This window comes from Micromonospora narathiwatensis, from assembly GCF_900089605.1.
Classification (GTDB): domain Bacteria; phylum Actinomycetota; class Actinomycetes; order Mycobacteriales; family Micromonosporaceae; genus Micromonospora; species Micromonospora narathiwatensis.
Window position 1 is genome coordinate 5,298,207 of record NZ_LT594324.1, and the last position, 19,572, is coordinate 5,317,778.

Genomic DNA, 19,572 nt, shown 5'->3' on the forward strand with positions numbered 1-19,572 from the left:
CAGGTCCGCCCTGCGGCTGGACTGCCCCCGTTCGGCCGACACGCGAGGGACGGTAGCGGCCCGTGCGATAAGAAATCGATAAGGCGGAGCCCGGTCAGTTGTCGGTGTCGGCAAGCCGCTGGCGTACCTCGTGCCGCTCGGGGACACCCATCCGCTCGAAGATCGCCAGGGCACGCTGCCAGTACCGCCGCGCCTCGGCCGGCTCGACGGCGATCCGGTGCTCGGCCAGTCCGTTGAGCGCTCGGCCCTGGGCGTAGGGGTATGCAATACGGGTAGCGATGTTCAGAGCTTCCCGATACGTCGCCGCCGCCTCCTCGTGGCGTCCCACCGTCCGGAGAGTCATGGCTAGTTCGTTGCGAGCCTCGGCCTGCACATGCCGTTCACCGGAGTTGGCGGCTGCTTCGATTGCCGCGTGGTGGCTCCGCATCGCTTCGTCATAGCGACCCAACTGCCGGTACGTTCCCGCTAGGTCGCTGAGCGCCTCGGCTCGGGCATACCCGTTACCGGTGCGGTCCCTGAGGGCCAGGGAAGCACGGAGCAGGCGTTCGGCCTGGATGCTGTCGCCAAGGCGGTAGCGCACGCCGCCGAGATGACCGAGCGCGTTCGACACGTGGAACTGATTCCGAGCCACCCCGGCGTTGAAGAGTTGCAGCCGATGAACGGCCATGGCCTCCTCGTATCTGCCGAGAAAGCGCAGCGTGAGACCGAGGTTGGGTAACACCGGAAGGCTTTCCAGAATCCCGGCCCGCAACGCCGAGGCGTTGATTTCCATCGCTTCCTTCAGACGACCGGTAAGCCAGTACACGACTCCCATGTTCACCCGTGCCCGGTCTGTTCCTTCTGCGTCACCGAGTTCGGAGCGTATCGACACCACCTCGGTCAGGTGGGCCAACGCTTCCTGATAGGAACCGGTGCGTACGTACGCCGAGGCGAGGTAGTTGTGCATGAGCGCGACCGCGTGCCGATCCTCCGACCGAGTCGCCGCAGTCAACCCCGCTCCATGTGTCACGGCGATGTCGTCGAAGTAGCCGCGCGAGTAGAAGAAGCGCCAAGCCGCCCGAGCCAGCCGCCACGCCAGCGCTTCGTGGCCGTCCCGCACGGCCTGGCGGACCAGGGCGTGCAGGTTGAGTCGTTGATTCTCCAGCCACTCGAAGTCGCCCGTCCTACGAACTTCCAGAAGGTCAGGGCGCAGCGGATCCGCCAAGCGGAGATGCTGGCCAACCAGGCGTTGTTCCTCCATCGGCGCCGAGACTTTGACGACCGAATGCACGAGGTGATCCAGCAGGCTCCCGACGGCCGCCTTCCGAGTCGCCTCGGAATCGGACTGCATACCCAACTCGAAGGCGTACTGCCGCATCAGGTCGTGGACGCGGTATCGACCGTTCGCCAGTTCCTCCACCAAATTCCGGTCGACGAGTTCGTCGACCAGATCCGCCGCGTCGTCGAACGGCAACTCGGTGAGCGCCGCAATCATCGCGGTGTCGAGATGGCTGCCTGCAGCTAGTCCGAACGACCTGAAGAGCCGTTTGGCCGGATCGCTGAGCGGCTCGTAGGACTCGGCGAAGGCGTCGACGACCGTTCGGGCCTCGGCCTGCAATCGCGGGAGAAAGGCAGGCTTGGCGACGAGCCGACGGACCATGTCGGACATGCTCCACGCCGGCCGGTGCGCGAGCCGGGTGCCTGCCAACCGGATGGCGAGGGGTAGACGGCCGCAGAGACGCACGACTTCCACCGCGCCGGCCATGTCAGCTCGCACCCGTTGCTCACCGACGAGTGTCATGAGCAGGGCCAACGCCTCCTGCTCGGAGAGGACAGGAAGCGATACCGGGGGCCGTGCGGTGAGCGCCAGGAGGCGCCGCCGGCTCGTCACGAAGACCAGCACCCCGCCGGATGCCGGCAGCAGTGGCTCGACCTGCGTACTGTCCGCAGCGTTGTCAAGGACCAAGACAGTTCTACGCAGCGCCAGTTCCCGCCGCCACATCTCGATCCGGTCCGACAGTTCGCCGGGTATCCGGCTGGCAGGCACCCCCAGTTGACGGAGCAGGGTGACCAGGGCCGCAGCGGGCTGAACCGGCGCCCCCTCCGAGTGGCCTTGCAGGTCGACGAACAACTGACCGCCGGGATAACAGCCGGCGAGACGGGCAGCCAGGTGCACGGCCAGGGTCGTCTTGCCGCAGCCCGCCATACCGTCGATCAGCCGGATCACGGGCGTCTCCTCGTCTGCGGCGGCGATCTCGTCGAGCATCCGCCGCACGATCTCCTGACGACCGACGAAATCGGGTACGACCCGAGGCAGCCAGTCGACCGTCCGGCCCGAGTCGTTCTGTCCGCCTACCTGATCAGCTACCGGACCGTCCGACAGGGCCTGTCTCCGGCTTGCCCGCCGGGCCTCGATCGTGTGCTGGCGGAGCCGCTCCAGTTCCGCACCGGGCAACACGCCGAGCTGCTCGGCAAGCGCATTTCGGGTGCTCTGGTAGACGTCGAGGGCTCCGCTGAGATCGTCGGTCCGGATGAGGGCACGCATGAGCAGGATCTGGGCGGGCTCCCGTACGGGCTGCTCCGACGCGTGCGCCCGAAGGAGGGGGATGGCGAGGTCGGCACGACCGGATCTCAGGTACAGGTCGGCCAGAAACTCAGCCGTCGACTGCCGTTCCCGATCCACGGTCTCTCGTCGAGCGAGCAGGGCCGGGCCGAGCGGCAGTCCGGCAAGCAGAGATCCCTGCCATGCGTCAACCACACGCCTGAGCAGATCACCTGCCCGTGGCAGGTCACCCGCATCGGCCAGCTCTCGGGCCTGGCCCCACTGCGCCGACAGGCGCATGAGGTCGACTCGGCTCTCGTCCAACGCCAGGCGGTAGCCGCCCTGCTCCCGGACGACAATCGCCTGTTCAACCATGACGGATTCAAGGCTCCGTCGCAGGTTCGCAGCGTAGGTACGGACATTGGGGACGGCAGACCGTGGCGGCTCCTCGGGCCACAGCTCGTCCACCAGCTGGTCGACCGTGACCAACCGGCCGGCATGCAGAGCGAGCATGGCCAGGACAAGTTGCTGCTTTGGCGTCCCGAGACGCAGGCAGCGCCCGTGGACCCGTACGGTGAGGCCACCCAGGACTTGAATTTCCACGGGGTACGACTCCGGTTCAGTCCGCCTCGACCGATCGCCCCAGGCAGTTTACCGACAATTGTCGAAGGCCCGGGTGCCCGCGGCACGGAGCGGGCATCGCCGACAGCTCCGACTTTTCCCTCCGAACGCGGAGGGTCGTTCGAGGGGGCGGGAAGTATGCGGAGACTGACCGGTCTGGCAGGCTGGACAACGCCTTCCACCGGAGGTCGATTGCGGTCGGCGACCAGTTGGGCACGGTTGGGATCCAGCCAACTCCGCTCTGCACAACGATGATGGACAGAACGTCATATAAGACCACAGTGTTGGCTAATATTGCGCATACCGACATTTATATCTTTGGAACGGGAGCATCCCACTTCTAAGCTGCTTTCGAGGTTTTAAAGAACCTATCGAACGTTTCGAAAGACAGCCGGAAGGAGTCGGGCGATGCGCGGCAGCGAGTGGCACTGAATCCCGAGACTTCACGCAGGAAATCCCTCACGGTAGGCTTCCGACATCAACTGGTTGGTTGATGCTGGTACAGGCGTCAGCCGTTCAGCCACTGGAGCTGAATGAGCCGGACCGACGGACGACGTGTTGTTGGGACCGATCGGCACCTCGTGGCGCTCGTCGGTCTCATCGTCGTTCTCGCGTCGGCCGTCACGGCCGCCGCAGTCAGCTTCCTGGTACGGCAACCACCTACCGCCGTCCGAGATATCGCAACGCTCATCACGCTGATCTTCATGATCACGGTCGGTGGGATCGTCAAGACCTCCGTCCGGATACGCTCGACGACACACTCCATCGCATGGGTCGAGACCGCAGTCGTCATCGGGGTGGCGATTGCGCCAAGTTCGTGGGTCATCCTGAGCACGGGCGTGGGCGTTGCGGCGGCTTCCGCGATCCTGCGTCTACCGGCGATCAAGACCGCCTTCGGCATCGGCAAAAACGTGCTGATCGCCGGCGGCACCGTGGTGATCGCCCGGTTCCTGGACTGGCCTTCGGCGTCGCCCTCAGTCGGCGGCCTCATCGGCGTGCTGGGCATCGTCTACCTGGTCGCGGCGCTCCTCGATGACATACTCGCGATCCCGGTGATCGCACTGGCCTCGGGAACGCCGATCTCGCGGCAGTTTCGGAGCGACCTGGATCTGCGGGTCGCCGGCTTCGGGGTCCGGTTCGTGGTAGCGGCCTGCACCCTGCTCATCCTCCGGGCCGACCCTCGACTGCTGCTCGCCGTACCACCGCTGGTGCTCAGCCTGCACCTGGCGTACTCAACCCGCATCCGCAGCCGCACCGAGCAGCAGGCCTGGCAACGGCTTGCCCGGACCACCGACGCGCTCAACGTGGTCGACCTCGACCAGGTGCTGACCACCGCCGTCACCCAGGCCGCCGAACTCTTCTCCGCCGACGAGGTCGAGATCGAGCTGCGCGAGGGCGACCGCACAGTCCGCGGCGGCACCGGCGGGATCGCGTACGACGGTGCGACTCCCGAGCCCAGCGCGGTGGACGGCACGGTCATCCCGCTGGCGCTTGAGGGGCACGACCGCCTGGTCGACCTCGGTGTGCTCCGGCTCCGCTTCGCCGGGCCGGTCGAGCTCTCCGAGCGGGAGCAGTACACCCTGCGTACCTTCGCCTCCGCGCTCTGCACCGCGGTCCGCAACGCGCAGGCGTACGCCGAGTTGGCCCGGATCGCCGAGGAGCACGCGTACGCCGCCACCCACGACGCGCTGACCGGGCTCTCCAACCGGCGTCACCTGCTGGACGAGGGCACCGAGCAGTTGACCACCCGCCACGCCGAGGGCGTCACGGCCCTGGTGCTGATCGACCTCAACCACTTCAAGGAGGTCAACGACACCCTCGGGCACGGCGCCGGCGACCGCGTACTGATGCAGGTGGCCGACCGGCTGCGTGCCGCGGCCCGCCCGGGCGACCTGGTGGCCCGGCTCGGCGGCGACGAGTTCGCCGTCCTGCTGCGCGGGCTGCCCGCACCGGCGGTGGCCGCGCACCGGGCCGACACCCTGCTGGCCGCCCTGCACGAGCCGCTCGAACTGGACGGCATGCGGATCAGCGTGGAGGCCAGCGGTGGCATCGCCGTCGCACCGTCCAGCGGCGGGATGCCCGAGCTGCTGCGCCGTGCCGACGTGGCGATGTACCAGGCCAAGCGCTCCGGCCGGCGGACCTCCACGTACGCGCCGACCCGCGACACCGCCGACCTGGGCCGGCTCACCCTCGGTGGCGAGCTGCCCCGCGCCGTCGCCGACCACGAGTTCACCGTCAACTTCCAGCCGATCGTCGACCTGGCCAGCGGTGCGGTGATCGGCGCGGAGGCGCTGGCCCGCTGGCACCACCCGATCCACGGCGTGATCGACCCGCTGCGCTTCCTGGAGGCGGTGGAACGCTCCGGGCTGCTGCCCGCGTTCGCCGAGGCGATCCTCGACCAGGCGCTGATCGCGGCCGGCACCTGGCGGGACGCCGGGTTCGACCTGCCGGTTTCGGTGAACGTGTCGCCGCGCAGCCTCCTCGACGCCCGCTTCCCCGGGGCGGTGCTGGCCCGGCTGCGGGCGCACGACCTGCCCCCGGACCGCCTCGTGCTGGAGCTGACCGAGACCCTGACGCTCAGCCAGCTCGACGTGGTGGACCGGGTGCTCAGCCGGTTGCGCGATTCCGGGGTACGGCTTGCCCTCGACGACTTCGGCACCGGCTACTCCTCGCTGTCCCTGCTCTCGCGGATCCCCGTACACGAGCTGAAGATCGACCGCAGCTTCGTCACCGCGATGGAGAGCACGGCCGAGGCGGCCGCCGTGATCCGCTCCACCCTGGACCTGGGCCGCAGCCTCGACCTCACAGTGGTCGCCGAGGGCGTGGAGAGCGAGCCGCAGCGCCGGGCGCTCTGGGAGTTGGGCTGCGCCGCCGGGCAGGGCCATCTCTTCGCCCGGCCGTTGCCGGCCGGGGCGCTGCTCGCCGCCCTCCAGCGCGGGGCGGGCGGACGACCTGGCATCCTCGCGCCGCCGTTGCACGACGCGGGTGCCGTGATCCGCCTGCCCGGTCGTCGCTCGGGCGGGCGCGCTCGGACGACCGCCGCCGGCTCCACCGCCACCCAGACCGCCGGCTCCACGGCCGCCCAGACCGCCGACGACTCCAGCCGCCACTGATCCCACTCCCGAGCGACCGGATGATCGTTGCCCGAATCTTGGCGAGTTGCCGCCGGCCACGAACGGTGACTGTCCAAGATCCGTAAGCGGACGAGCGGCGCGATGTGGGCGGACGGCTGTCGCGGCGGCCGTCTGCCAGACTGGCCGGCGTGACCGCCGACCCCGAACCGCCCGCCCCCGCCACCCGGCGCTGGACGGCCATCGACTCCGCGGCCGGCGGCCTCGCCCTCGACCTGGGCCTCTACGCCGCCGCGGCGACCTTCGCCGGGATCACCGCCGCCACCTCCACGCTGACCCCGCACCGGGCCTGGGGGGCCCTCGCCACCGCCGGATACCTGCTGGCGGCGCTCGCCGTGGCCGGGCAGTTCCTCGCCCGGCACCGCCACGCCGGCACGCCGCTCGCCGGGCTGGGCGCCCGCTGGGCGGTGACCGGGTTCGCCTGGGCCACCACCACCCTGCTGCCGCTGGTGACGCAGAGCGTGCAGCGGGCGGCCGGGCGTACCGACCGGGCTCAGGAGGAGGTGGTGGTGGTCGAGCACGCCGGCACCCGGCTCGCCGAACATGGCACCCCCTACCTGGGCCACGACGCGATCGCCGCGCTGCCGCCGGGGGAACAGTTGCTCGGCTACACCCCGTACCAGCCGGGGATGGCGCTGTTCGGGCTGCCCCGGGCCGTCGCCGACGCCTGGTGGACCGACGCCCGGATCTGGTTCGCCCTGGTCACCGCCGTGGTGCTGGCCGCCGCGGTGGCCACGCTGCGGACCGTACCCGGCCAGGTCGCGCCCGGCCGCGGCCCCGCCGTGCTCCGGGGCGTACAGGCGGCCACCGTGCTGCCGGTCTGCGCGCTCACCCTGGCGACCGGCGGCGACGACCTGCCCGTACTCGCGCTCTGCCTGCTCGCGCTGGCCCTTGCCGCGGCCGACCGGCCCGGTCGGGCCGGCCTGGCGGTCGGCGCGGCCGGCGCGCTGAAACTCTTCGCCTGGCCGGTGGCGGTCGTGCTGGTCTGCTGGGCCGCCACCCGCCGGGCCGGTCTCCGCGCCGCCCTCGGCGCCCTCGGGCTGCCGGTTCTCGCGCTGCTCCCCGCGCTCCTGGTCGACCGGGACGCCCTGGTCGAGAACGTGCTGCGCTTCCCACTCGGGCACGGCCTGGTGACCAGCCCCGCCCAGTCCCCGTTCCCCGGCCATCTCATCGCCACCGCGCTGCCCGCCGGTCGAATCGTCGCCGCCGCGCTGCTGGTCGCCACGGGGGTGGCGATCGCCGCCCGGCTCCTCCGCCGTCCACCGCGCACCGCCGTCACCACCGCACTGATCTGCGGGTACGGGTTGCTCGCGGCGATCCTGCTGATGCCGTCGACCCGCTTCGGTTACCTGCTCTACCCGATCGCCCTGCTGATCTGGGCGCCCGCGCTGGCGGGACGGCCAGCGCTCCACCGGCCCGGCATTCGGGCGACTTCCGCCACGCGACCCGCCGCGAGGGCGTAGACCTGAGGACATGACCACCTATCGCGACCGGGCCGAGGCGGGCCGCATGCTCGCCGACCGGCTCACCGACCTCGCCGGGCGGCCGGAGGTCGTCGTCCTCGGGCTGGTACGTGGCGGGGTGCTCGTCGCCCAGGTGATCGCCGAGCGGCTCGGCGTGCCGATGGACGTGCTGGTGGTCCGCAAGCTCGGCGTGCCGTGGGCACCCGAGGTGGCGTACGGCGCGCTCGGCCCCGGCGGGGTGCAGGTGCTCAACGAGATGGTCGCCGGCCGGCTCAGCGAGGCCGACCGGGCCGAGGTGCGGCAGCGCGAGCAGGCCGAACTGGACCGTCGGGAGAGCCGGTACCGGGCCGGCCGCCCACCGCTCGACCTGACCGGGAAGACCGCGGTCATCGTCGACGACGGGCTGGCCACCGGGGCCACCGCCCGCGCCGCCGTGCAGGTCGCCCGGCATCTGGGCGCCGCCCGGGTGGTCGTGGCCGTGCCGGTCGGCTCACGGGAGGCGTACGAGATGCTGGTCGCCGAGTCCGACCAGGTGGTCTGCCCCGACACCCCTCCCGACTTCGCCGCCGTCGGCGCGTACTACGACGATTTTCACGAGGTCTCCGACGACGAGGTGACGGCGGCGCTCACCACCACCGCGTGAAACCACCCGGTACCGTCGATACCATGCAGCTCACCTGCCCCAAGTGCCACGGAGAAATGCGCCAGTACGAGCGCAGCGGAGTGATCATCGACCAGTGCGGCGAGTGCCGCGGCATCTTCCTCGACCGCGGCGAGTTGGAGAAGCTGTTCGAGGCCGAGGCGAACTGGAACCGGCAGCACGCCGGGCCGCAGGCCGCGCCGGCCACCGGCGGCTACGCCCCGCCGCCCCCGCCGCCCGCCGCCCCGCACCAGCCCGGGTACGGCGCCGTCCCGCCGCCCCCTCCGCCGCCGCCCGGCCACGGCTACGCGCAGCCGGCCTACGGCCAGGGCGGGCACTACGGCTACCACGGCCACTACAAGCGCAAGAAGCGCCACGGCTTCCTTGGCGAACTGTTCGACTGACCGGCGTCGGGCCGGACTCGCGTCCCGGCCCACCCCGGCCTCGGTTTTCCTGCTCGGTTGATCCTCCTGCCGCCGACGACGGTTCGCGGCGGGCGGGTCAGACGATGGCCATGTCCACGAACCGGGACAGGTGCAGCTGGGCGGCGACGGTCACCGTGTCGGTGGGGCCATTCCGGTGTTTGGCCACGATGAAGTCCGCCTCTCCGGCCCGCGGCGACTCCTTGTCGTAGTAGTCGTCGCGGTGCAGCAGGAGAACAACGTCGGCATCTTGCTCAATCGAGCCCGATTCGCGCAAGTCGGACAACTGTGGTCGCTTGTCGGTGCGCTGCTCCGGGCCACGGTTCAGCTGGCTCACCGCGATCACCGGGCACTCGACCTCCTTGGCCAGCAGCTTCAGGCCACGGGACAGGTCGGCGACCTCCTGCTGCCGGCTCTCGGTGCGCTTCGGCGAGGTCATCAGCTGGAGATAGTCGACCACGATCAGCTTGAGGTCGTGCTTCTGCTTGAGCCGCCGCGCCTTGGCCCGGATCTCCATCAGGTTCATGCTCGGCGTGTCGTCGACGAAGAGCGGCGCCTCACTGATCTCGCCCATGCAGCGGGCCAGCTTGGTCCAGTCGTCGTCGGAGAGCTGGCCGCTGCGCAGCACGTGCAGCGGTACGCGGGCCTCGGCCGAGAGGAGTCGCATGACGATCTCGACCTTGCTCATTTCCAGCGAGAAGATCGCCGACGCCTGGTTGGCGCGAATCGCCGCGTTTCGGGCAAAGTCCATACTCGCCGTGCTGTTGTGGGTCGGGATCATGGACCGGCCGGCCAGGTAGAGGTGGTCAGGATTGTCCACCGTGACGCAGCGTACCGGGACACTGGCCACCGGCCGGACGTCCACGACAAAGCGGGCGGTGGTCCGTACGTCCGAGGACGTCCGCCGCCGCGCCGCGTGTACCGTCCGCTTCCGCGCAAGCCGGAAGACCGGGTCGGGCGTGGAGAAGTTCACGGTGTACGCGGTCGACGAATCCTCCGTCCGTCCCCGTACCTGCTTCTCGTTGATCGTGCACCGGTAACCGAGGCTGACCACCAACTCCTGGACGCCCTCGATGAGGCGCTTGGAGGTGGACGTGTACTGGAGGTTCCCCGCCGGAGCCACCGTGCCGTCGGCGTCCATCAGACCGGCGAGCAGCGCCCGGCGTTGCGCCTCCGAGGCGCGGAGGTAGTCCAGCGGGATGTGCTTCTCGTGCGCCACGCCGGCCCGCCGGAGCAGGGCCAGGAAAGCACCGTTGCGGTCATGGCACTCGGCGCAGGTCCGATCGGGGTTCCTGGCGGGAGTGGGCAACACGATGGTGTAGACCATCGGCCCGCTGGGGCGTACGACGAAGCCGTCCCGCGCGACCAGCTCGATCATCTCGGCGTCCGCCGTGGTGAAGCGACTCGCCCCGGCGTGCCCGTCGCCGAGCCACACCCCGAGGGTGTACGGCGGGACCACCAGATCCCGCTCGGGCAGTTGAAGGGGCGCGCAGTTCTCTACCGCGTGGTTCAACCGGCGGTCGGCCGTGTCCGTACGCAGCGTGGCGGCGATCTGCGCGGTGGTCACCACGCCGTCGTGGCGTGCCCGGGCGCCGGCGTTGACATGTCGCTCGGTCCGCTCGCGAAGGCCGGCCAGCAGCTGGCCGGCCGGGTAGCCGGGAGCGGTCCAGCTCCGCACCTTGCCGGCCCGGCTCACCTGGCGGCTCACCCGGTCGTTGGGACCGACCTGGCGCGCGACGGTGTGCAGCACGTTGCGGAACTCGGGTCCGACCTGCTCAAGGGTCTGCGCGAGGGTGACCAGACGGTGTGGCTCAGCTCCGGCCGTCGCCGCGGCCGCCCGTACCTTGGCCAGTGATTCCTCGGACCAGTAGTGGCGCGGACGTGCCTCCGGCTGCCGGCGGCTGGCCCGGGTGGTCGTCTTCCACAGGTGCTCGGCGTCCGCCACGATGACCGAGCCGTCGGAGAACTCGACCTCGTAGCAGGGGCGGTCGTACATGACGTCGAAGACGGCCGTGATGGTGGTCGGGGTACCGTCCGCCGCGAGCAGCCTGTCTCCAACCGTCACCTCGCTCATCGTGGTCCAGCCATCGGGAGTGGGCAGCGGGGTGTCGAGCGCAAGAGCCTTACCCAGACCGGGCCGGCCCGCCACGATGATCAATTGGCCCGGGTGCAGGCCGTTCAGCAGCCGGTCGAGGTCGCTGAAGCCGGTCGGCACACCGGTCATCACCCCGCCCTGGGCGCCCACCGCCTCGATCTCGTCGAGGGTCGGCTGGAGCATGTCGGCCAGGACCGCGAAGTCCTCACTGACCCGCTTCTCGGTCACCTCGTAGACGGCCTGCTGGGCGAGGTCGACGATGTCGTCGACGTCCCGGCTGCCGCCCTGGCCGGTGCCGTACCCGAGTTGGACGATCCTGGTGCCGGCCTCGACCAGCCGGCGTAGCACCGCCCGCTCGCCCACGATGCGGGCGTAGTAGGCGGCGTTGGCGGCGGTGGGCACGCTGGCGATCAGCGTGTGCAGGTAGGGCGCTCCGCCGATCCGGGCCAGGTCACCGGAGTCGGCGAGGGCGGCGGCGACGGTGATCGGGTCGGCCGGTTCGCCGCGTCCGTAGATGTCGAGGATCGCGTCGAAGACGGTGGCGTGCACCGGGCGGTAGAAGTCGTTGGACTTGAGGATCTCCACGACGTCGGCGATGGCGTCCTTGGAGAGCAGCATGCCGCCGAGGACGCACTGCTCGGCGGCCACGTCCTGGGGCGGCGTCTTCTCGAACTGCCCGTCCCGCTGCGCCGGCGCCGGCGACTGTCCACCGGTCCGCTCCGTACGCGTGTCATCGGTGACCGACACGGTCCCCCCTCGGTGCGTCGGATCGAAAACCAGCTCCGCCGGGTCTGACAGCGCCGACGACCCCTCCGGTCGATCGGGGGCCACCGCCCGGACGGTCGGGGATCCACGATACGGAACCCGAGGTCAGCCCCTCAACAATGCCGGTGGACGAGCCTCGGGACAACCTGTGGACGCCGGGGACCGGCATGTGTGCAGGTTGTGCACAGGGGTGTGGACAAGTAGTGGAGAATTTCGTGCGCACCGGCCCTGACCTGCGGTAATACAATCCACACCCTGTGGACGACAAATTCCGGGTCGAAACCTGTCCCCGACCGTCCCGTACTATCTCGGACGAACGGCTACACCTGGACAGCGGATTGCACTTTCGGTTGAGAAGGGTCACGCTCCGGCCGTGAGTTACCGGGACTGGGGAAGCGAGGAGAGCAGCGCCCCCGAGCGCCACCGCACCCCGAGCCGCCGGCGTGCCATCGAACGCGGCCAGCAGGAGCCGGTCGACACGTACCTCCCCCGGTGGGCGGTGGAGTCGGGCGTCCGCCGGGCGGACGGCGGCGGCCGGCACGCCGCCCCCGACGACGATGACGAGGTGCCGCCGTACCCGGGTGGCGGGTGGCGGGCCGACACCGGATGGCGCCGGGAGAGCGACCTTCGCGAGGTGCCCGCCGTCGGCGCTGGCCCGGCCGGCGAGCACACCGCCGAGTGGACCCTGGACACCCCGCAGGAGCAGGGGTACGTCGGGAGCCGGCGGGCCGAGTCCACCGAGGACGAGCCGGTCTCCGGGCGTCGTGCCCGGCCCCGGCGGCCACAGGTCACCTGGTCGGGCCTGCCGGACAGCACCTCCCCGGCGGAGGAGAGCGACCGGTGGGACACCGAGCGGCCCACCCGGCGGAGCCGGCGGGCGGCGTCGGACGCCGGGACCCGCCCTGCGGTCGACCCCTGGGAGCGGCCCCGGTCGGCGGAGCCGGATCCGGCGGAGCGGCCGGCGGTCGACCCGTGGGACGCCTCGGGCGTGCACGCGTGGGGCCGGTCGGTCCCCGACCGCTGGGACCGGACGGAGGCCACCGGTCGGTGGGACCGGGCGGAGCACACGGGCGAGTGGAGCCGGTACGACACCGGGCAGTGGGACCGGCACACCGAGGTGGACCGATGGGACCGCACGGCGCCGCCGACGCCGGCCCGGGAGGGCTGGGCGTCGCCGGAGCAGACCGAGGAGTTCTTCTCCGGCACCCGGCTGGCGGATGACGATCCGCGCTGGGTGGAGACGCCGACCTCCGCGCCGCGCTCGCCGACGGTCGGCTACCCCGCGTCCCGCCCGGGTACGACGCCACCGCGACGGACGGCGGACCCGGTGGGCGCCGGCAGGGCGTCGACCGGCCGTCGGCGGGAGGATCTGTCCGGCGGCGGATCCTGGCACCGCCGGATCGAGGACGATCTGCTCGACCCGGATCCGGGCGGCCCGATCCGGCCGTTGGCCTACACCGCCGCCTGCTACCTGGTTCCGGCGCTGCTGCTCTTCGTCGGCCTGCTGTTCCTCGACGGGCGGGCTCCGGCGGGATGCGTCACCGACGTCACCGGCGGTGGTTGCGACTCGCCGCGCATCCACGCCTTCGCCTCGATGGTCGCGGGTGCGCCACGGTTCGGGCTGGCGCTGGCGAGCAGCCTGGTCGTCGCGGTGGTGCTGCGCTGGGTCGGGACGAGTTGGCGGCCGGCGACGGTGGCACTGGCGGCGGCTGTGGTCGGTGGTGGCCTCTCGACCGTGCTGATCAGCGCGGTGACCGGTCAGCCGATCGGCTGACCGCCGACGGCTGCACGTCGCGGCACGGCACCGCGACCGGCCCTCGTACGGTCCGGAGCGCTGCCCGGCGGCGCGGAGGCCGAATCATGGCCGCCAGTCGAGCCGGAGTTGTCGCAGCCGTGGAATGCGGAAGGGCCCGCACCGGGGAGTCCGGTGCGGGCCCTTCTCGTGCTGCCGGGTGTCAGCCCTGGACGACGTTCAGGTTGAACTTGGCGGTCACCTCGGGGTGCAGCTTGATGCTGACCGGGTAGGAGCCGATCGACTTGATGTGACCGGGCAGCTCCAGCCGGCGGCGGTCCAGAGCCGGACCACCGGCCGCCTTGACGGCGTCGACGACCTCGGCCGGGGTGACCGAGCCGAAGAGCCGTCCGCCGTCGCCGGCGCGGGCCTTCAGGTTGACCTTCAGACCCTCGATCTGGGCCTTGACCTCGTTGGCGTGGCCGAGGTCGCGGATCTCCCGGGCCGAGCGGGCCCGCTTGATGACCGTGACCTGCTTCTCCGCACCCTTGGTCCAGGCGATCGCGAAGCCCTGCGGAAGCAGGTAGTTACGGCCGTAGCCGTTCTTCACCTCGACGATGTCGCCCGGAGTGCCGAGGCCGGACACCTCCTGAGTCAGGATGATCTTCATGTCCGTGCCTCCTCTCAGCGGGTCGTGGCCGTGTACGGCAGGAGCGCCATCTCGCGGGCGTTCTTGACCGCACGGGCGATCTGCCGCTGCTGCTGCGAGGTCACGCCGGTCACCCGCCGAGCGCGGATCTTGCCGCGGTCGGAGATGAACTTGCGCAGCAGCGCGGTGTCCTTGTAATCGATGTAGGTGATCCCGTCCTTGTCGAGCGGGTTCACCTTCTTCTTCGGCTTGCGAAGTGCCGCAGCCTTGGCCATTGCTCTTGCTCCTGGTTTGCGATCGCGGGCGCTCGGCGCCATCAGAACGGGGGCTCCTCGTCGAAGTTTCCGCCGCCCGAACCACCGCGCGAGGGAGCCGGGGCAGCCGAGGCCCAGGGGTCGTCGAAGTTGCCTCCGCCGCCCTGGCCACCACCGCCACCACCACCGAAGCCGCCACCGCCGCCCGAGCGGGACATCTTCTGCACCTTCGCCGTGGCGTAGCGCAGCGACGGGCCGATCTCGTCGACCTCCAGCTCGATGACGGTGCGCTTCTCACCCTCACGGGTCTCGTACGACCGCTGACGCAGCCGGCCGGACACGATCACCCGGGCGCCGCGCTGCAGCGACTCGGCGACGTTCTCGGCGGCCTGCCGCCAGACCGTGCACGAAAGGAACAGCGGCTCGCCGTCCTTCCACTCGCCGGACGCCTTGTCCATGAAGCGGGGCGTCGAGGCGACCCGGAACTTGGCGACGGCCGCCCCGGAGGGGGTGAACCGCAACTCGGGGTCATCGGTCAGGTTGCCGATGACCGTGATGGTGGTGTCTCCTGCCATGACCATCTCCTCGCGCACTCATCTTTGTGCCCTACAGGCTCTCAGAGCCCTCCGACACCGTCGATGAGGCTTGATCCGGACGTACCGGGACGGATGCTCAGCGCATCTCCGGGCGAATGACCTTGGTGCGCAGCACCGACTCGTTGAGTCGGAGCTGACGGTCCAGCTCGGCCACCGCCTCCGGCGTCGCCTGGAGGTCGACGACGGCGTAGATGCCCTCGGCCTTCTTGTTGATCTCGTACGCGAGGCGCCGGCGGCCCCACACGTCGGTCTTCTCCACCGAGCCACCCGCGGTCCGGATCACGTTCAGGTACGTGTCGAGCGACGGGGCGACGGTGCGCTCCTCGAGGCTGGGGTCGAGGATCACCATGACTTCATAATGACGCAAGACGTGCTCACCTCCTGTGGGCTAAGCGGCCACGGTCCTTCCGTGGCAGGAGGTCGTGCGTCGTGGCCCGTGCCGGTACCGGGGGAACCCGGCCGGACGCGGACAACCGGACCAGGATACCCGGTCGGAACGATCATGCCCGGGCCGGTCGTACGCGGTGGCCGGAACGCGGCGACAGGGGTCCACTTCCGATCGCGAGCATCGGAAGTGGACCCCTGTCCACGGGGCCGCGGGGCGTCCCGTCCGCATTCCTTGGGTGGGACCTGGGGAGGAACGACCACACCGATGAGGTTGGATCGAGGACGCCCCGCGGAGCTTTATCGTGTTGTCACGTGCTCTGACCATACAGCCGGTCTCGTCACCTGTAGGGGGAATTGGAAGAATTTGCCCGGCTGTCTTGTCGCCCAGCCGGTCAGGTGTGACGAGGCGGATCCCGCCCCGTCGTGCCGGGCCGCACGGCGGGGCGTCCCGTTTCCGGGGGCCTACCCTGCATCCGGGCGCCTGTGGACCGCACCCGGTTGGAGCGTCGACCATCGATCCCACCTCGGACAACGACCACCCGGCCGACTGGTGACGCCGCCCGCTCCGCCTCCGTACCCGGTGCCGGACGGCACGACGCCGGCCGGAAGCTCGCGGTCTCCCCGCTCGTCGGGGGCGCGACGTAGGCTGCCGTGCATGCGAATCGGAGCCCACGTCGATCCGACCGACCCACTGGCCGAGGCCGCCGCCCGGGACGCCGAGGCCGTGCAGTTCTTCCTCTCCGATCCCCAGGGATGGAAGGCCCCGAAGGCCCGGGAGGACGCCGAGCGGCTGCGCGCCGCCGATGTCGACCTCTACGTGCACGCGCCGTACGTCATCAACGTGGCCACGCTGAACAACCGGATCCGCATCCCGAGCCGCAAGCTGCTCCTCGGCCACGCGGCCGCCGCGGCGGCCGTCGGGGCCAAGGGGCTGATCGTGCACGGCGGTCACGTCAACGCCGGGGACGACGTCGCCGTCGGCTTCGACAACTGGCGCAAGACCTTCGCGTACGCGGCGGAATCGGGCGGCTTCCCGCTTCCGGTCCTGATCGAGAACACCGCCGGCGGCGACAACGCCTGCGCCCGGCGCCTCGACGCGCTGGCCCGACTCTGGGACGCCCTCGGCGACTACGAGGTGGGCTTCTGCCTCGACACCTGCCACGCGCACGCCGGCGGCGAGGAGTTGCTGGGTCTGGTGGACCGGGTCAAGGCGATCACCGGCCGGATCGACCTGATCCACGCGAACAACTCCAAGGGCGCCTTCAACTCCGGGCAGGACCGGCACGACAACCTCGACGGCGGGACCATCGACCCGGAGCTGTTGGTGGCGGTGATCCGGGCCGCCGGCGCGCCGGTCATCGTGGAGACGCCGGGCGGCACCGAGGGGCAGGCGGCCGACATCGCCTTCCTGCGCCAGCAGCTCGGTGCCGGGGCGTCGGCGGCATGACGACCAAGCAGTCCGACACCGCGGACGGTGCCGGGCCGGCCGGGGGATTCTCCGCCGGTGGCGCCCAGCCGCACGCCGGCGACGCCGGACCGGTCGGGCGGTCGACCGACGGCGAGGCACCGTCGTCCGGCGTCACCGGCCGTGACGGAGCCGCCGAGGCGGCACGGGAGCAGGCCACCGGGGTGCCCGACGGGATCGGCTCGACCGACAACCGCCAGGCCGGGGCGACCGCTCCGGACGGGCCCGCCGCCGAACTGACCGCCGCCGGCCAGTCCGCCACCGGCCCGGCCGGTGGCGACGCAACCACGAAGACCCGCCCGGGCGCGGCCGCCACGAAGACCGGCCCGGGCGCGGCCGCCACGAAGACCGGCCCGGGCGACCCCGGTGCGGCCGACAAGCCCGCGAAGCCCGGCCAGGACGGCGATGCCGGGAAGCACGAAAAGACCGCCGACGGCGGGGCCGGGACCGCCGGCGCGGCCGGCGGCAAGGACACGTCCGCCGAGGGTACGGAGCCGGCCGATCGCTGGTCCGCGTTCGGCCCCGCCCCGGATCCCGTGCTCTCCCGGCCACGCCGGGCGGTCCGCGCGGCGGGCCGGTTCCTGATCCACGAGTGGACCCTGGCCACCGTCGCCTCGCTGGTGCTGGCCGTGCTGATGACCTGGCCCACCCTGCGCTACCCGCGTTACACGCTGCCGCAGGACTACTGGGACCCGAGCCTCCAGTCCTGGCAGATGGCCTGGTCCGGGCACATCCTGCGGACCGACCCCGGGCAGCTCTGGCACTCGAACACGTTCTTCCCCGACTCGTGGAGCTTCGCCTTCTCGGACACCCTCCTGGGGTACGCGCCGGCCGGCCTGCTCGGTAACGGCCCCGAGGACGCCCTGCTGCGCTACAACATCCTGTTCGTGCTGGCGCACGCGCTCGCCACGCTCGGGGCGTACGCGCTGGCGCGGCAGCTCGGCGCGGGGCGGATCGGCGGCGCGGTGGCCGGGGTCGCCTACGCGTACGCGCCGTGGCTGCTGGCCCAGGCCGGGCACCTGCACATCATCTCCAACGGCGGCATCCCGCTGGCGCTGGCGATGCTCGCCCGAGGCCACGGCTGGTCCCTCCGGTACGGCTACCGGCCCCGGCGGCGCCACGCCGGCTGGGCGTTCGCCGGTTGGCTGGTGGCGGCGTGGCAGCTCAGCCTCGGCTTCGGCATCGGGCTGCCGTTCGCGTATCTGCTGGCCACCGTGGTGCTGGTCTCGACCGTCATCTGGTTCGCCCGGCGCTGGGTGGTACGGCCGGTGAAGCGTCCCTTCGGTGGCCGGCTGCTCCTCGCCAACGTGCTCGGTGGCGTGCTCTTCGCCGCGGTGGGCGCGCTGCTGGCGGTGCCGTACTTCAAGGTCGCGGAGCTGCACCCGAACGCGGAGCGGACCCTCGGCGAGATCAGCCTCTACTCGCCGCCGGCCACCGGGTTCTTCACCGCCCCGGCGGAGTCGCGGATCTGGGGTCCGCTGCACGAGGGCGCGCGGGCCGCGCTGCCCTGGCATCCGGAGATGACCCTGCTGCCGGGCTACGCGCTGTACGCCCTGGCGGCCGGCGGGCTCTTCTTCTCCGTCTGGCGGGTCCGTCACCGGATCTTCCTGCTTGCCGGGGTGCTGGTGACGATGGCCCTGGCCATGGGCACCCGCCTCCTCGACGGCCGGTTCACCTACGTGCCGCTCTTCGACTACCTGCCGGGCTGGAGCGGACTGCGCACGCCGGGCCGGCTGATGCTCTGGACCACGCTGCTGCTCGGCCTGCTCGCCGCCGGCGCCGTCACCGCGTTCTGCGCCCGGGTACGCGAGGTCGCCGCCGGGCGGGTTCCGCCGTGGCCCGGCCCGTGGCTGCGGCTGGCCACCCTGCTGCCGCTGCTCCTGGTCGTCGTGGAGGGGCTGAACACCACGCCGCACCCGGTGGTGCCGCAACAGCCGGCGGTGATGCGGACGGTCGACGGCCCGATGCTGGTCCTGCCCAGCAGCCAGGCGCTGGACCAGCCGGTGATGCTCTGGTCGACCAGCCGGTTCCAGGACATGGTCAACGGCGGCAGCGGCTTCACCCCGAGGAGCCAGGCCCAGATACGCGATGCCAGCGTCAGCTTCCCCGACCCGCTCAGCATCGACTATCTGCGTCAACTCGGCGTGAAGAACGTGGTCGTGCTGCCCGGCCGGCTCGCCGGCACCCCGTGGGAGGGCATCCTCGACCGCCCGACCGACGGGCTGGGCGTCACCCGCGAGGAGGTCGACGGCGCGGTGGTCTACCGGCTCTGACCGCTGACCACCGGTCGCAACTCGGCGCACCCTACCGCTCGGCTGCCTCCCCGGCGGGAACTCGACTCCCGCCGGGCAGATCATCCGTCGAGGCTGACGATGCGGTCAGGATGATTGGGCCGCCGCTCATCCAGCGAGGAGGCGCAGGCGGTGTCGACCATCCTGACCTGCGGATCGCGCCCCACCACTCCGGAGAGCCGGGCGCAGAGCCGGACGATGACCTGGGCGGGGGGAAATCCGCTGCCGGTACCCGTCGCGTCGAACGCGACATCCACCTCGAGCCGACCGTCCCGACCGGCCCGTTGCTCGAAGACGATGCCGTCGAGCTTGCCGGCGCTCACAGCTGTGACCAGCGCGTCCAGCCGCTGGTCCGTGGTCTTGGCGTCGAGGTCCGGGCTGGCGAGCATGGTCACCGCCGTCCCGCGAGCAGCCTCCGCACGTCCGCGCACCGACTTGGTGGCGGCCTCCGTCGCGCGGCCCTCCGCGTCGAGACCACAGCCGGTAAGGCAGAGCAGGGTGACGCCCGCGAGGAGGAAATTCTTTCTCCTCGCGGACGCC

At 71.1% G+C, this 19,572-nt stretch carries 14 protein-coding genes; 7 read left to right on the forward strand and 7 right to left on the reverse strand.

Annotation, left to right across the window (positions count from 1 at the left end; genetic code table 11):
• Window positions 1-94: 94 nt before the first annotated feature.
• Entirely contained in the window at window positions 95-3,124 is a 3,030-nt protein-coding gene (locus tag GA0070621_RS23240) for an AfsR/SARP family transcriptional regulator (RefSeq protein WP_091199675.1), read from the reverse strand.
• A gap of 551 nt (window positions 3,125-3,675) precedes the next feature.
• On the opposite strand from GA0070621_RS23240, the gene GA0070621_RS23245 reads away from it, so the two are divergent.
• From GA0070621_RS23245 to GA0070621_RS23260, 4 genes are all read left to right on the forward strand, one after another.
• On the forward strand, window positions 3,676-6,255 hold the full coding sequence (locus GA0070621_RS23245; RefSeq protein ID WP_091199677.1) for a putative bifunctional diguanylate cyclase/phosphodiesterase: 2,580 nt from the start codon (window positions 3,676-3,678) through the stop codon (window positions 6,253-6,255).
• Between the two features lie 149 nt (window positions 6,256-6,404).
• Complete coding sequence (locus GA0070621_RS23250; RefSeq protein ID WP_091199679.1) at window positions 6,405-7,736, forward strand: glycosyltransferase 87 family protein; 1,332 nt, start codon at window positions 6,405-6,407, stop codon at window positions 7,734-7,736.
• A gap of 10 nt (window positions 7,737-7,746) precedes the next feature.
• Window positions 7,747-8,379: a phosphoribosyltransferase gene (locus GA0070621_RS23255; protein WP_091199681.1), complete on the forward strand. Its 633-nt coding sequence runs from the start codon at window positions 7,747-7,749 to the stop codon at window positions 8,377-8,379.
• Between the two features lie 23 nt (window positions 8,380-8,402).
• Window positions 8,403-8,780 carry a TFIIB-type zinc ribbon-containing protein gene (locus tag GA0070621_RS23260; protein ID WP_091199683.1) on the forward strand — a complete coding sequence of 126 codons (378 nt, stop codon included), beginning with the start codon at window positions 8,403-8,405 and terminating at the stop codon, window positions 8,778-8,780.
• Between the two features lie 97 nt (window positions 8,781-8,877).
• Here the strand turns inward: GA0070621_RS23260 and dnaB are convergent, their stop codons facing one another.
• Window positions 8,878-11,640 carry a replicative DNA helicase gene (gene dnaB, locus GA0070621_RS23265; protein WP_091199685.1) on the reverse strand — a complete coding sequence of 921 codons (2,763 nt, stop codon included), beginning with the start codon at window positions 11,638-11,640 and terminating at the stop codon, window positions 8,878-8,880.
• 391 nt (window positions 11,641-12,031) lie between these two features.
• Here dnaB and GA0070621_RS23270 point away from each other — a divergent pair, with 391 nt between their 5' ends.
• Window positions 12,032-13,432, forward strand: a complete 1,401-nt coding sequence (locus tag GA0070621_RS23270; RefSeq protein ID WP_167667205.1) for a hypothetical protein — start codon at window positions 12,032-12,034, stop codon at window positions 13,430-13,432.
• Window positions 13,433-13,613: 181 nt separating this feature from the next.
• On the opposite strand, the gene rplI is transcribed toward GA0070621_RS23270, so the two are convergent.
• The 4 genes from rplI to rpsF form a co-directional block, all read right to left on the reverse strand.
• A complete protein-coding gene (rplI, locus tag GA0070621_RS23275; protein WP_091199687.1) occupies window positions 13,614-14,060 on the reverse strand; it encodes a 50S ribosomal protein L9 in 447 nt (148 codons plus the stop codon).
• Window positions 14,061-14,074: 14 nt separating this feature from the next.
• Window positions 14,075-14,314 (reverse strand): 30S ribosomal protein S18, encoded by a 240-nt coding sequence (rpsR, locus tag GA0070621_RS23280; protein WP_013289355.1) that lies wholly within the window; start codon window positions 14,312-14,314, stop codon window positions 14,075-14,077.
• Window positions 14,315-14,355: 41 nt separating this feature from the next.
• Window positions 14,356-14,886: a single-stranded DNA-binding protein gene (locus tag GA0070621_RS23285; RefSeq protein WP_197673925.1), complete on the reverse strand. Its 531-nt coding sequence runs from the start codon at window positions 14,884-14,886 to the stop codon at window positions 14,356-14,358.
• A gap of 79 nt (window positions 14,887-14,965) precedes the next feature.
• Complete coding sequence (gene rpsF / locus GA0070621_RS23290; RefSeq protein WP_088643630.1) at window positions 14,966-15,256, reverse strand: 30S ribosomal protein S6; 291 nt, start codon at window positions 15,254-15,256, stop codon at window positions 14,966-14,968.
• A gap of 675 nt (window positions 15,257-15,931) precedes the next feature.
• Between rpsF and GA0070621_RS23295 the strand changes: the two genes are divergently transcribed.
• Together GA0070621_RS23295 and GA0070621_RS23300 are read left to right on the forward strand one after the other, a co-directional pair.
• Window positions 15,932-16,723 carry a deoxyribonuclease IV gene (locus GA0070621_RS23295; protein WP_091199690.1) on the forward strand — a complete coding sequence of 264 codons (792 nt, stop codon included), beginning with the start codon at window positions 15,932-15,934 and terminating at the stop codon, window positions 16,721-16,723.
• Complete coding sequence (locus GA0070621_RS23300) at window positions 16,720-19,014, forward strand: collagen-like domain-containing protein (protein ID WP_167667207.1); 2,295 nt, start codon at window positions 16,720-16,722, stop codon at window positions 19,012-19,014. The genes GA0070621_RS23295 and GA0070621_RS23300 overlap by 4 nt, the downstream gene beginning before the upstream one ends.
• Before the next feature lie 80 nt (window positions 19,015-19,094).
• Here GA0070621_RS23300 and GA0070621_RS23305 read toward each other — a convergent pair whose 3' ends face one another.
• A complete protein-coding gene (locus tag GA0070621_RS23305; protein ID WP_157740033.1) occupies window positions 19,095-19,427 on the reverse strand; it encodes a hypothetical protein in 333 nt (110 codons plus the stop codon).
• Window positions 19,428-19,572: the final 145 nt, after the last annotated feature.